Source organism: Pseudomonas sp. MF08831 (assembly GCF_059862645.1).
On sequence record NZ_JCBCUX010000002.1, the window covers coordinates 460,006 to 472,561 of the forward strand.

Below are 12,556 nucleotides of genomic sequence, written 5' to 3' on the forward strand. Positions count from 1 at the left end.
CTGTCCCCACAGGCGCATGATTCCCATGACTCCACCCCTTCCGCGAAGACCCCGCTGGCGCAGCCTCGCCCTGTTGGCGTTGTGCCTGGCACCGCTGCTGTGGCCGCTGGAACACCTGGCCGAGCGCTATTACCGCAGCGAACTGGCCGGTCAAAACCGCCAGACCCTTGACCTCTACGTCGCCAACCTGCTCGGCACCCTGCACCGCTATGAAGTGCTGCCCCAGATTCTGGGTGACTTGCCGGCCCTGCGCACCGCGCTGGATGCGCCCGATGTCAGCACCAACCTGGTCAACGCCAACCTGTTGCTCAAGAACGTCGCCGCCCAGGCCGGGGTGGAAGTGATGTACCTGATGGACACCACCGGCAAAACGCTCGCCGCCTCCAATTGGGACAAGCAGGACAGCTTTGTCGGGCGCAACTTCTCGTTTCGCCCCTATTTCAGCGAAGCCATGGCCGGGCGCCTGGGCCGGTTTTTCGGCCTGGGCACCACGTCGGCCAAACGCGGCTACTTCTTCGCCGCCGCCGTGCGCGATGGCGACACGATCATCGGTGTGCTGGTGGTCAAGGTTGACCTGGACCATACCGAAAGCCTGTGGGGCAAAACCCCGGAACAACTGCTGGTGACGGACCACAACGGCGTGGTGATCCTTACATCGCGCCCGCAATGGCGATTCCGTGCGACACGGCCGCTGACCGCCGAAGAGCGCCAAGCCATCATCGCGATCCAGCCCTACCCGACGCGCGACCCCCAGCCGCTGGCCTTGAGTACGACGGCATGGCTGCGCCAATCCTCAGCCATTGCCGAAACCGGCTGGACGGTGGAAATTCTGGCGCCGCGCTCGCTGATCAATCGCCCGGTGCGCACGGTGGTAGCGGTCGGCGGCGCCACGTTGCTGGTACTGATGCTGCTGCTGGGCTTGATGATGCAGCGCCGTCGCCATTATCTGGAACGAATCGCGTTTGAAGCCAAGGCGCGCCGCGAACTGGAAGCCCGCGTGATCGAGCGCACCAGCGACCTTGAAGGCCTCAACCGGCGCCTGAAACAGGAAGTGCTTGAGCGCGAACACGCCCAGCAGGAACTGGTTCGCGCCCAGGACGACCTGGTGCAAGCCGGCAAACTGTCAGCGTTGGGGACCATGTCGGCGAGCATCAGCCACGAACTCAATCAACCGCTCGCGGCGATTCGCAGCTACGCAGAAAACGCCGAGATCCTGCTCGACCACGAGCGCACCAATGACGCTCGCGGCAACCTCAAACTGATCAGCGAACTGACCGGGCGCATGGCCTCGATCATCGCGCATCTGCGCGCGTTCGCCCGTCGCGACCGCCACGCACCGGAAAGCGTGGCCCTGCAACCGGCGCTGGACGATGCACTGGCGTTGCTGGCCAAGCGGCGACGGTCGATGGAAGTGGAGCTGATCCGCGATTTGCCAGAAGCAACCCTGTGGGTACAGGCCGGCGAAACGCGTCTGCGCCAGGTACTCGGCAACTTGCTGGCCAACGCCCTCGATGCTCTCACCGAAAAAGGCCCGCCGCGCAAACTCTGGTTGAGTGCCCAAACCACCGAACAGGGCGTCAACCTGTACATTCGCGACAACGGTCCAGGCTTTTGCATGGAAGCCCTGGGCCGCGCCAGCGAGCCGTTCTACACCACCAAGACGCGCACCCAGGGCCTTGGGCTGGGGCTGGCAATTTGTGACACGTTGATGCGTGCCTTTGGTGGCGAATTGCTGTTTGCCAACCACAAGGAAGGCGGTGCGCTGTTAACCTTGAAATTGCGTGCCGGCTCGCCGGGCGTCAGTCTGCAACCGTCCGAGGACCGCAGTGTATGAGTATCGATAACCAGATTCAGGTGGTGTTGATCGACGACGATCCACACCTGCGTCAGGCCCTGTGCCAGACCCTGGACCTGGCCGGGCTGAACGTCCTGACCCTGGGCGAAGCCACCGGCCTCACTGCGCGCCTGTCGCGGGACTGGCCGGGCGTGGTGGTCAGCGACATCCGCATGCCCGGCATGGACGGCCTGGAGTTGCTCGCCGAACTGCACGGCCAGGACCCGGAATTGCCGGTGCTGTTGATCACTGGCCACGGCGACGTGCCGCTGGCGGTGCAAGCCATGCGAGCCGGCGCTTATGATTTCCTTGAAAAACCCTTCGCCAGCGATGCCCTGCTCGACAGCGTGCGTCGCGCCCTGGCCCTGCGCCGTCTGGTGCTGGACAACCGCAGCCTGCGCCTGGCCCTCAGTGACCGTCAGCAATTGAGCACGCGCCTGGTCGGGCATTCGCCGCAAATGCTGCGCCTGCGCGAGCAGATCGGCGCCCTGGCCGCGACCCGCGCCGACGTGCTGATCCTCGGCGAAACCGGCGCCGGCAAAGAGGTGGTGGCGCGCGCGCTGCACGACCTGTCCAGCCGACGCAGCGGGCCGTTTGTGGCGATCAACGCCGGCGCACTGGCCGAATCAGTGGTCGAGAGCGAGCTGTTCGGCCATGAGCCGGGAGCGTTTACCGGCGCGCAGAAACGCCGTATCGGCAAATTCGAGTTCGCCAATGGCGGCACGCTGTTTCTCGATGAAATCGAAAGCATGAGCCTGGACGTTCAGGTCAAGCTGTTGCGCCTGTTGCAGGAGCGCGTGGTGGAACGCCTGGGGGGCAATCAACTGATCCCGCTGGATATCCGCATCATCGCTGCCACCAAGGAAGACCTGCGCCAGGCTGCCGATCAGGGTCGCTTCCGCGCCGACTTGTATTACCGCCTCAATGTTGCACCGCTGCGCATTCCACCGTTGCGCGAGCGCGGCGAGGATGCCTTGATGCTGTTTCAACACTTCGCCGACGAGGCCAGCAGCCGTCACGGCCTGCCGCTTAACGAGCTGCAACCAGGCCAACGCGCGCTGCTGCTGCGTCATAGCTGGCCCGGCAATGTGCGCGAACTGCAGAACGCGGCAGAACGCTTTGCCCTGGGGCTCGAACTGGCACTGGACGCCACGGCGGACAACCCTGCCGCTGGCATCCTGACTTCTACGCCCGGCGGCCTGAGCGAACAGGTCGAGCAGTTCGAAAAAAGCCTGATCGCCGCCGAGCTGACCCGCCCCCACAGCTCGGTGCGCAGCCTCGCCGAAGCCTTGGGCATACCGCGCAAAACCCTGCACGACAAACTGCGCAAGCACGGCCTGAACTTCGCCGACAGCGCCAACCACAGCGCCGACGACGAATGACCCTGCCCACTCGCCAAGAGGCCGCCATGAGCCGCGACAGCCGTTACCTGGAATCCATCCTTCACCACGACATCCCGCTTACCCGGGAAATGGGCCTCAAGGTGCTTGACTGGCAACACGGCCAGTTGCAGCTGCACCTGCCCTTGCAAGCCAATATCAACCACAAGAGCACCATGTTTGGCGGCAGCCTGTATTGCGGCGCCGTGCTGGCGGGCTGGGGTTGGCTGCACCTGCAATTGCGCGAAGCAGGCATAGAAGACGGGCATATCGTGATTCAGGAAGGGCAGATCAGCTATCCGCTGCCAGTCACACGGGATGCGACGGTGGTGTGTCGAGCGCCGGAGGAGAAGGTGTGGAAGCGTTTTGTGGCGACGTATAACCGTTATGGTCGCGCGCGGCTGACGCTGGAGACGTGGATTGTGAATGAGGGGAGTGAGGAGCGCGCGGTGGCGTTTACTGGCCAGTACGTCTTGCACCGTTAACCGCCAAACCCCAAAAAAATATGAGCGCTGGATTGCCACGGTGTTTACACAACTTGCGAATGGTGACCCCATCCCCCGTGGCGAGCGGGCTTGCCCCGCGTTGGGCTGCGAAGCAGCCCTAAAACCTGAAACGGCGGTCGGTCAGCAGAGCGCGGTGTTCTTAGTGGGGCCGCTTCGCAGCGCAACGCGGGGCCAGCCCGCTCGCCACGAAAGCTCGTCTGTTACCTATTTTGCGTTTATCGGAAGGTCTGTTGAGGCGCCGCGATAGCGGCCTGACCGTCACAGCGTGAGTGGCTGCTCTACCGTAATCGCAGGCAAGCCAGCTCCCACATTGAATCTAGGCCAGGCTCAGGATCTCGCCAGGGTCAGCAAGCGCTCGCGCCATGCGGCCTTGGCCGGCAGCGCCAAAAAAAACGGGTTCAGCAGCGATTCCCGCGCCGGATAGCTGAACGGCTTACCACTCAACTCCAACACCTCGCCGCCCGCGCCTTCCAACACGCCTTGGGCCGCTGCGGTGTCCCACTGCGACGTCGGCGCCAAACGTGGATAGCAATCGGCACTGCCTTCGGCTAACAGACAGAATTTCAGCGAGCTGCCGATATTCGCCAGCTTCAACGCTCCCAGGCCTTCGCTCAAGCCGTGTAGCAGGCGCTCCTGTTCAGGGCTGCTGTGGCGACGGCTGGCAACCACGGTGAAGGCTTCACCCGCTGCCGGCGCCTGGCGTACCTGAATCTGCTTGGGTGCCTCGTTCACATCAGAGCGCCACGCCCCCAGCCCCGCGCCTCCGAAGTAGCAACGACCACTGGTCGGCATCGATACCACGCCAAACACCACGCGGCCTTGTTCGATCAAGGCGATATTGACGGTGAATTCTTCGCTGCCAGAGATAAATTCCTTGGTGCCATCCAGCGGGTCAACCAGCCACCAGCGCTGCCAGCCCGCACGCACACTCTGGTCGATATCCGCGTCTTCTTCGGACAACACCGGAATGCTCGGGTCGAGCGCGGTAAGGCCGGCGAGAATCAGATGGTGAGCGGCCAGGTCCGCTGCCGTCACCGGCGAGTCATCCGACTTGGAAGTAACCTCCACGTCGGCGCGCCAATACGGCAGGATCACTTCACCCGCCTGACGGGCCAGCTCAATCACAGGGGCAATAAACGGGTGACCTAAAAACAGTTCGCTCATGCGATAAACGCTCCACGCTGGGTCAACAGGTCTCGTACCAGATACAGCGCCGCCAGGGCGCGCCCCTCGCTGAACTGCTCGTTTTGCGCAAGCTGCGACAGCTCGCGCAGGTTAACCCGATCAACCCGCATCGGCTCAGGCTCATCGCCCTCCAGGCGCTCTTCGTACAGATCGGTGGCCAACACCACCTGAATTTTCTGGCTCATGTAGCCGGGCGACAACGACAGCTCGGTAATGTGCTCCAACTGACGCGCGCCATAACCGGCCTCTTCCTTGAGTTCACGGTTGGCCGCCGCCAGCACGTCTTCGCCGGGTTCGATCAGCCCCTTGGGCAACGACACCTCATATTCATCGGTGCCGCCGCAGTACTCCTCCACCAGCAACGCATGATCGTCGTCAATCATCGCCACGATCATCACCGCGCCGTAGCCGGCACCGCGGCCTACCAGGCGCTCGTAGGTCCGTTCAACGCCATTGGAAAAGCGCAATTGCACTTCCTCCACGCGGAACAAACGGCTACTGGCGACTATTTCGCGGGCGAGGACGGTGGGTTTCTGGCGCATAAGCGGCTCCTTGGCGTGATCGGGTTACTATACCGTGGCTTTTCCGATTGTCTGTGTCGGATATCTTTACTTACATGAGAACGCCCCATGCCCTCTTTGCCCTGGCACGCCATCGATACCGTCCTGCTGGACATGGACGGCACCTTGCTCGACCTGCATTTCGACAACCATTTCTGGATGGAGCACCTACCCCAACGCTACGCCGAGCTGCACGGCGTAAGCCGGGCCATGGCCGATAGGGAACTGCAGCCACTGTTCGAGCGTAACGCGGGACAGTTGCAATGGTATTGCCTGGACTTCTGGAGCACGGAACTGAATATTCCGGTGCGCGAACTCAAGCTGGAAACGGCCCACCTGATTGCCCTGCGCCCGGACGCGGATACCTTTCTGGCGGCGATCAAGCAGGCCGGCAAGCGCGTGATTCTGATCACCAACGCTCATCGTGACTCGCTGTCCTTGAAGTTGGAACGCATTGAACTGGCGCCGTATTTCGAGCGGTTGATCAGCTCCCATGACTATGGTTTTGCCAAGGAGAACCCGCAATTCTGGGATGCCCTGCAAGCGGACATCCAGTTCGACCCGGCGCGCAGCCTGTTTATTGATGACACCTTGCCGATCCTGCGCAGTGCCCGGGATTTTGGCGTGGGGCATCTGCTGGCAGTGAAAGAACCGGACAGCAAGAAGGGGCCAAAGGACACGGCAGAGTTTGCGGCGGTGGGGGATTACCGGGATCTGATCGCCGGGCTCTAATCAAAAGTGGGAGCGGGCTTGTGTGAGCGCCGGGCTTGCCCGCGATATAGGCACCTCGGTGTATCAATGACACCGAGGTGATGCTATCGCAGGCAAGCCAGCTCCCACACAAGCCGGCTCCCACCGTTGGGCCAGCGTATTACTCAGGAATGCGCAGTGTCTGCCCTGGGTAAATTTTGTCCACATCTTTGAGCAACGGCTTGTTGGCCTCAAAGATCTTTTGGTACTGGTTGGCGTTGCCGTACACCGCCAGGGAAATCGCGCTCAGCGTGTCGCCCTTTTTCACGACGACGAAACGGGCCGCTGTCACAGCCGGGCCGGTCACGGTGATCTGGTCTTCTACACTGCCAACACCTGCGATGTTGCCTGCAGCCAGGATGATTTTTTCTTTTTCTTCCTGAGAGGCAACTTCACCCTTCACGGTGACCTTGTCGCCATCAACGGTTGCGGTGATATTCGGGTTTCCGAGCCCGACATCGCTGATGTGCTTTTTCAACTCATCACTTGCGTTGGCGTTACCCGGCGTCAACAGGTCAATAAGTTTCTCGCCTGCTTCTTTAACAAAGCTAAAAATACTCATGGTGCGCTCTCCTTGGGTTTTTAAGTTCCAGATGCCAAAGACTAGACCAGTCCTGCTGCCTTGGGTTCCAGGCCGACCAAAGACCCAAACGCGCTAGAATCCCCCGCCATTGGAATAAGCCCGGAGCGAAGATGGACATCAAACAGCTGAAATTCCTCATCGCCCTCGACGAGACGCGCCACTTCGGTCAGGCGGCCGCGCGCTGCCATATCACCCAGCCGACCCTGTCGATGCGCTTGCGTAACCTGGAAGAAGAGCTGGACTTGCCGCTGGTCAATCGCGGCCAGCGCTTTGAAGGCTTTACCGCGCCGGGCGAGCGCGTGCTGGCGTGGGCGCGTGCTGGCGTGGGCGCGCACGGTGCTGGCGGCCTATGACGGCTTGCAGGCCGAAGCAGCGGCCTGTCGCGGCAATTTGGTCGGGACCTTGCGCCTGGGTGTGGTGCCGTTGTCGAGCTTCGATCCCTTGGCCTTGCAGCAACTGCATAAAGCGCATCCGAGCCTGCGCTTTGAACTGTCGGCATTGAGCTCCGAGCAAGTCCTCGAACAGCTGGCGAGCAACCGCCTGGACCTCGGCATGTCCTATCTGGAGCGCCTGGATAACGAGCGCTTCGACTCGCTGGCCTTGCGAAACCCGCATGGGTCTGCTCTACGACCAGCGTTTTTTCAGCTTCGGCGACAAGCCGTTGAGCTGGGAAGCGCTGATCGAACTGCCGCTGGGCATGCTCACCAGCGGCATGCATTTCCGTCAGTCCATCGACCACAATTTCCACAGCCGCGGGCTCAACCCGCAACCGCTGCTGCAAACCGATGCGGTGCATCAATTGTTACAAGCCGTGCACGGCGGCCTGTGCTGCGCGGTAATGCCATTGGACGGCGGCCTGGATGCACTGACTGAGCACCTGCGCCTGCAACCCATTGAAGACGCTCACACATTGGCTCGCCTTGGGCTGATCATGCGTCGCAGCGCACCGCGTTCGGCATTGGCGGAATCCTGTTTCACGCTGTTTCAAAAATCGCAACAAGAGCCTTGATCGACGCCATCTATCAATAGATCAGTACTGGCGATTAGACGCGACCCTTTGTCGCGCCTAGTCTAAACACTGATCAATCCGCCGGTGGTACTGCCACATGAACGCCAAGCGCCCGGTCTGCGCGGCGCCCGCCCTCGAAATACCCGCGCCCGCCTCCAGCCAGAGCTACCAGTTTTACAACCTCGAACACACAGAATTCGCCAGCACAGCGTTGGCGGAAGAAGTGGCGTTGGCGATTGCCTATAACGACATCAGCCAGGCGGTCATGTTGGTGACGCCAACGGACCTGGAAGATTTCATCGTCGGCTTCAGCATCGGCAGCGGCATTATCACCGACGTTAGCGACATATATGACTTGAAGTTCAGCGGTTCGGGCTCCGCCCAATACGCTCAGGTGCAAATTTCCAGCCGTGCATTCTGGAACCTCAAGCAGCAGCGCCGCCAATTGGCGGGCACCAGTGGCTGCGGTTTGTGCGGTGTCGAGGCGGTGGAGCAAGCCCTGCCAGACCTTAAAGTGCTGACCGGCGCGCCTTTGCCACCTGCCGAATGGCTCGACGGCCTGCGCCAGCGCATCAGCGCGTTCCAGCCGTTGGGCCAGTACAGCGGCGCAGTGCATGCGGCGGTGTTTATGAATAATCAGGGCGAATTGCTGATGGGCCGCGAAGACATCGGCCGGCATAACGCCCTGGATAAGTTGATCGGCGCCTTGATCCGCCAAAAGATTCCGACCGACGGCGGCCTGGCGATTGTCACCAGTCGCTGCAGCCTCGAATTAATCCAGAAAGTTCTGCGCGCGGGCATCCAGACCCTGGTCAGCCTGTCGTCGCCTACCGGCCTGGCCTTGCAATGGGCCCGCCGACACAACCTCAATCTCATCCACCTGCCGCAGAAAAGTGCGCCGCGGGTCTACAGCCCTGCGATGGAGAACCAGTCATGAGCCAGCACCACCAAGCCGACCAAACCCCGACTCCGCGCTACAAGCCCTACAAAGGCCCGGCTGGCGGCTGGGGCGCGCTGATCAGCGTGGCGCAGGCCTGGTTGACCAGCGACAACGCGCTGAAAAACCTGCGCATGATGCTCAAGACCAACCAGAACGGCGGCTTCGACTGCCCGGGCTGCGCCTGGGGCGATTCGCCGGAAAGCGGCATGGTCAAGTTCTGCGAAAACGGCGCCAAGGCGGTCAACTGGGAAGCCACCAAACGCCGCGTGGATGCCGCTTTTTTTGCCAAGCACAGCGTCACCGCACTGCTGGAGCAAAGCGACTATTGGCTCGAATACCAGGGCCGCCTGACCGAGCCAATGCGCTATGACGCCGAAACTGACCGCTACACGCCGATCAGCTGGGAAGCGGCGTTCGACCTGGTCGGCAAGCACCTCAACGCACTGCCAAGCCCGGACATGGCCGAGTTCTACACCTCGGGCCGCGCCAGCAACGAGGCGGCTTACCTGTATCAGTTGTTTGTGCGCGCCTACGGCACCAACAACTTCCCGGACTGCTCAAACATGTGCCACGAAGCCAGCGGCGTGGCCCTGGCGCAAAGCGTGGGGGTGGGCAAAGGCACCGTGACCTTTGACGATTTCGAACACGCCGATGCGATTTTCGTGTGGGGCCAGAACCCCGGCACCAATCACCCGCGTATGCTCGAACCGCTGCGTGAGGCAGTCAAACGCGGCGCCCAAGTGGTGTGCATCAACCCGCTGAAAGAGCGCGGCCTGGAACGTTTCCAGCACCCGCAACACCCGCTGGAAATGCTCACCAACGGCGACAAGCCGACCAACACCGCCTATTTCCGCCCGGCACTGGGCGGCGACATGGCCATCCTGCGCGGCATGGCCAAGTTCCTGCTGCTGTGGGAACGCCAGGCCCAGGCCGAAGGCAAAGAAGCCGTGTTCGATCACGACTTCCTCAACGAACACACCACCAACGTGCTGGAGTACCTGGGCCAGATCGACGACACCTCGTGGGATGAGATCGTCGAGCAGTCCGGCCTGACCCTGGTGGAGATCGAGCAAGCGGCGCGCATGTACGCCAAAGGCAAGAACGTGATCATGTGCTGGGCGATGGGCATCACCCAGCACCGCCACTCGGTGCCGACCATCCAGGAAATCGCCAACCTGATGCTGCTGCGCGGCAACATCGGCCGCCCAGGCGCCGGCTTGTGCCCGGTGCGCGGCCACAGCAACGTGCAGGGCGACCGCACCATGGGCATCAACGAGCGCCCACCGGTGGCATTCCTCGATTCCCTGGAACGACGCTTCCAGTTCCAGGTGCCGCGCCACAGTGGCCATAACGTCGTGGAAGCCATCCACGCGATGCTCGAAGGCCGCTCCAAAGTGTTTATCGGCCTGGGCGGCAACTTCGCCCAAGCCACGCCCGACAGCCCGCGCACCTTTGAAGCACTGCGCAGCTGCGACCTGACCGTGCAGATCAGCACCAAGCTCAACCGCAGCCATTTGATGCACGGTAAAGACGCGCTGATCCTGCCGTGCCTGGGCCGTACCGACATCGATATCCAGGCCGACGGCCCGCAAGCGGTGACGGTGGAAGACTCGTTCAGCATGGTTCACGGCTCCAACGGCCAACTGCAGCCACTGTCGAAGCTGATGAAATCCGAGCCTGCGATTCTTGCCGGCATTGCTGCCGCAACCCTGGGCAGCAAACCCGTGGACTGGAACTGGCTGGTCGCCGACTACGGGCGCATCCGCGACCTCATCGCCGACACCATCCCAGGCTTCAAGGACTTCAACGAGCGCATCAAACACCCGGGCGGTTTCTACCTGGGCAACTCCGCTGGCGCACGCCGCTGGAACACGCCCTCGGGCCGCGCCAATTTCCGCCCGAACGTGCTGCCCAAAGACCTGATCCACGAACGCACCCACGCCACAGGCCGGGTGCCGGACCTGATCATGCAGTCAATGCGCTCTCACGATCAGTACAACACCACCATTTACGGCCTGGACGACCGCTACCGTGGCGTGAAAGGTCAGCGTGACGTGCTGTTCGTGAATGAAGCCGACATCATCCGCCTGGGCTTCAAGCCCGGGCAGAAAGCCGACATCATTTCGCTGTGGGAAGACGGCCGTGAACGTCGAGTGAAGGGCTTTACGTTGCTGGCGTTTGATATTCCCGCAGGGCAGGCAGCCGCTTACTACCCGGAAGTGAACCCGCTGGTGCCACTGGAGAGCACAGGCGATGGCAGCCATACGCCGACGTCGAAGTTTGTGGCGATCCGTCTGGAAGCGGCGAGTGCGACCGGCCTGATCATGGCGCGCTCGGCCTGACCGAGACCCGTTGTGGCAAGCGCGCTTGTTGCGGCACCGGGCCCGTTGTGGCGAGCGGGCTTGCCCCGCGTTGGGCTGCGTAGCAGCCCCTGGTCCAGGCACTGCGTTCTGACTGAAAAAATGCGCTGACATTATCTGGGGCCCCTTCGCAGCCCAACGCGGGGCAAGCCCGCTCACCACAACAAGCCGCTCGCCACGACTACTGAAAACCCCAGGCACAAAAAAGGCCGCTTTTGCATAAAAGCGGCCGTTCCGAAGTAGCTAAAGACTCGCAAAATCCACTTAAGTTCCCCATACAAAACAGTAACTTAGAGAATTGTATACAACCTGTACCACTGGTCGGTTTTCGATTGTCAGCATCCCGATACAACCTCAGGATCGCGGCGTCATCCTCTTGAGGTCTCTCTATGAAGTTTTCCTCGATTCTCTTGTTGTCCCTTGGCCTGGTCAGTGGCGCAGCCATGGCCGGTGGCACCACCGAAGCCGGTGTGGGCGGCGCATTGGGCGGGGTTCTAGGTTCGGTTGTCGGCCAGCAGGTCGGCGGTAACACCGGTTCGGCCATCGGCGCAGCGCTGGGCGGCGCGGGCGGCAGTGCAGTCGGCGCTGACAAGCGCAGCCGTGGTGAAGCAGCCATTGGCGGCGCACTCGGCGCGGCAGGCGGCAACGTGGTAGGCCGCAGCATGGGTGGCAACACCGGCAGCCTGATCGGCGCAGCCGCAGGCGGCGGTGCAGGTGGCGCGCTGGGCAACTACATGGGCAACAAGAGCGATGACGACGACCGTCGCTATCGCGGTCGGGATAACCGTCGTTATGACCGTGATGACCATCGTGGCCGTGGCCATGCGTATGGGCATCGCAAGAACAAGCATCACTATCGTCACCGTTAAGCCAACGGTCCCAGGCACACGGAAACGCCCTGTGGGAGCCGGGCTTGCCCGCGATAGCGTAGTGTCGGAAGCGCATCCAACCCTGACGCACCGTTATCGCAGGCAAGCCAGCTCCCACATTGATTTTCGCTGATGACACAGGTTGTGTTACACCACCAACCGCTGCAACGCCTCGCGCAATCGCCCCGGAATCGTCACCGGCTGGTTCGACGCCCGGTCCACAAAGACATGCACAAAGCGCCCCGCCGCACAGGCATCCTCTTCGCCTGACTTGAACACCGCCAATTCATACTGCACCGAGCTGTTACCCAACTTGCCCACGCGCAGGCCAATCTCTATGCGATCGGGAAACGCGATCGACGCAAAGTAATCGCACGCCGAACTCACCACAAACCCCACCACTTCACCGTCGTGAATATCCAGCCCACCCTCTTCAATCAGGTAAGTATTCACCGCCGTGTCGAAGTAGCTGTAGTAGGTGACATTGTTCACGTGACCATACACATCGTTATCGTGCCAACGCGTGATGATCGGTTGGAAGTGACGGTAGTCAGCGCGTTGCGGCATAGAATCAGACATGT

11 protein-coding genes and 1 pseudogene are annotated in these 12,556 nt (G+C 61.7%); 8 read left to right on the forward strand and 4 right to left on the reverse strand.

Going from position 1 to position 12,556, the window contains the following annotated elements:
* Window positions 1-25: 25 nt before the first annotated feature.
* From AC19YS_RS05405 to AC19YS_RS05415, 3 genes are read left to right on the forward strand one after another with little or no spacing between them, the layout of a single operon-like run.
* Entirely contained in the window at window positions 26-1,834 is a 1,809-nt protein-coding gene (locus tag AC19YS_RS05405) for a sensor histidine kinase (protein ID WP_106577431.1), read from the forward strand.
* A complete protein-coding gene (locus AC19YS_RS05410; protein WP_119738161.1) occupies window positions 1,831-3,216 on the forward strand; it encodes a sigma-54-dependent transcriptional regulator in 1,386 nt (461 codons plus the stop codon). The genes AC19YS_RS05405 and AC19YS_RS05410 overlap by 4 nt, the downstream gene beginning before the upstream one ends.
* A gap of 26 nt (window positions 3,217-3,242) precedes the next feature.
* Window positions 3,243-3,698 (forward strand): thioesterase domain-containing protein, encoded by a 456-nt coding sequence (locus AC19YS_RS05415; RefSeq protein ID WP_200624263.1) that lies wholly within the window; start codon window positions 3,243-3,245, stop codon window positions 3,696-3,698.
* 348 nt (window positions 3,699-4,046) lie between these two features.
* Here the strand turns inward: AC19YS_RS05415 and cysQ are convergent, their stop codons facing one another.
* Window positions 4,047-4,883, reverse strand: a complete 837-nt coding sequence (gene cysQ / locus AC19YS_RS05420; protein ID WP_200624262.1) for a 3'(2'),5'-bisphosphate nucleotidase CysQ — start codon at window positions 4,881-4,883, stop codon at window positions 4,047-4,049.
* Entirely contained in the window at window positions 4,880-5,446 is a 567-nt protein-coding gene (nudE, locus tag AC19YS_RS05425) for an ADP compounds hydrolase NudE (protein WP_106577427.1), read from the reverse strand. Before nudE ends, cysQ begins: the two co-directional genes overlap by 4 nt.
* 87 nt (window positions 5,447-5,533) lie before the next feature.
* Between nudE and yrfG the strand changes: the two genes are divergently transcribed.
* On the forward strand, window positions 5,534-6,196 hold the full coding sequence (gene yrfG, locus AC19YS_RS05430) for a GMP/IMP nucleotidase (RefSeq protein WP_106577426.1): 663 nt from the start codon (window positions 5,534-5,536) through the stop codon (window positions 6,194-6,196).
* A gap of 139 nt (window positions 6,197-6,335) precedes the next feature.
* Here yrfG and lysM read toward each other — a convergent pair whose 3' ends face one another.
* Window positions 6,336-6,776: a peptidoglycan-binding protein LysM gene (lysM, locus tag AC19YS_RS05435; RefSeq protein WP_200624261.1), complete on the reverse strand. Its 441-nt coding sequence runs from the start codon at window positions 6,774-6,776 to the stop codon at window positions 6,336-6,338.
* Between the two features lie 131 nt (window positions 6,777-6,907).
* Here lysM and AC19YS_RS05440 point away from each other — a divergent pair.
* The 4 genes and pseudogenes from AC19YS_RS05440 to AC19YS_RS05455 all read left to right on the forward strand — a co-directional run bounded on the left by AC19YS_RS05440 (window position 6,908) and on the right by AC19YS_RS05455 (window position 11,975).
* Window positions 6,908-7,806: pseudogene (locus AC19YS_RS05440) on the forward strand (LysR family transcriptional regulator).
* 97 nt (window positions 7,807-7,903) lie between these two features.
* Window positions 7,904-8,743, forward strand: coding sequence for a formate dehydrogenase accessory sulfurtransferase FdhD (gene fdhD / locus AC19YS_RS05445; protein ID WP_200624260.1), 840 nt, complete (start codon window positions 7,904-7,906; stop codon window positions 8,741-8,743).
* A complete protein-coding gene (locus tag AC19YS_RS05450; protein ID WP_200624259.1) occupies window positions 8,740-11,088 on the forward strand; it encodes an FdhF/YdeP family oxidoreductase in 2,349 nt (782 codons plus the stop codon). Before fdhD ends, AC19YS_RS05450 begins: the two co-directional genes overlap by 4 nt.
* A 407-nt stretch (window positions 11,089-11,495) precedes the next feature.
* Window positions 11,496-11,975, forward strand: a complete 480-nt coding sequence (locus AC19YS_RS05455) for a glycine zipper domain-containing protein (RefSeq protein WP_145159820.1) — start codon at window positions 11,496-11,498, stop codon at window positions 11,973-11,975.
* Window positions 11,976-12,122: 147 nt separating this feature from the next.
* On the opposite strand, the gene AC19YS_RS05460 is transcribed toward AC19YS_RS05455, so the two are convergent.
* Complete coding sequence (locus AC19YS_RS05460; RefSeq protein ID WP_106577420.1) at window positions 12,123-12,554, reverse strand: acyl-CoA thioesterase; 432 nt, start codon at window positions 12,552-12,554, stop codon at window positions 12,123-12,125.
* Window positions 12,555-12,556: the final 2 nt, after the last annotated feature.

Bases quoted from the DNA above. Each gene is read 5' to 3' on its own strand.
- AC19YS_RS05405 (WP_106577431.1), top strand. From the start codon at position 26: ATGACTCCACCCCTTCCGCGAAGACCCCGCTGGCGCAGCCTCGCCCTG.
- AC19YS_RS05410 (WP_119738161.1), top strand. From the start codon at position 1,831: ATGAGTATCGATAACCAGATTCAGGTGGTGTTGATCGACGACGATCCA.
- AC19YS_RS05415 (WP_200624263.1), top strand. From the start codon at position 3,243: ATGAGCCGCGACAGCCGTTACCTGGAATCCATCCTTCACCACGACATC.
- cysQ (WP_200624262.1), bottom strand. From the start codon at position 4,883: ATGAGCGAACTGTTTTTAGGTCACCCGTTTATTGCCCCTGTGATTGAG.
- nudE (WP_106577427.1), bottom strand. From the start codon at position 5,446: ATGCGCCAGAAACCCACCGTCCTCGCCCGCGAAATAGTCGCCAGTAGC.
- yrfG (WP_106577426.1), top strand. From the start codon at position 5,534: ATGCCCTCTTTGCCCTGGCACGCCATCGATACCGTCCTGCTGGACATG.
- lysM (WP_200624261.1), bottom strand. From the start codon at position 6,776: ATGAGTATTTTTAGCTTTGTTAAAGAAGCAGGCGAGAAACTTATTGAC.
- fdhD (WP_200624260.1), top strand. From the start codon at position 7,904: ATGAACGCCAAGCGCCCGGTCTGCGCGGCGCCCGCCCTCGAAATACCC.
- AC19YS_RS05450 (WP_200624259.1), top strand. From the start codon at position 8,740: ATGAGCCAGCACCACCAAGCCGACCAAACCCCGACTCCGCGCTACAAG.
- AC19YS_RS05455 (WP_145159820.1), top strand. From the start codon at position 11,496: ATGAAGTTTTCCTCGATTCTCTTGTTGTCCCTTGGCCTGGTCAGTGGC.
- AC19YS_RS05460 (WP_106577420.1), bottom strand. From the start codon at position 12,554: ATGTCTGATTCTATGCCGCAACGCGCTGACTACCGTCACTTCCAACCG.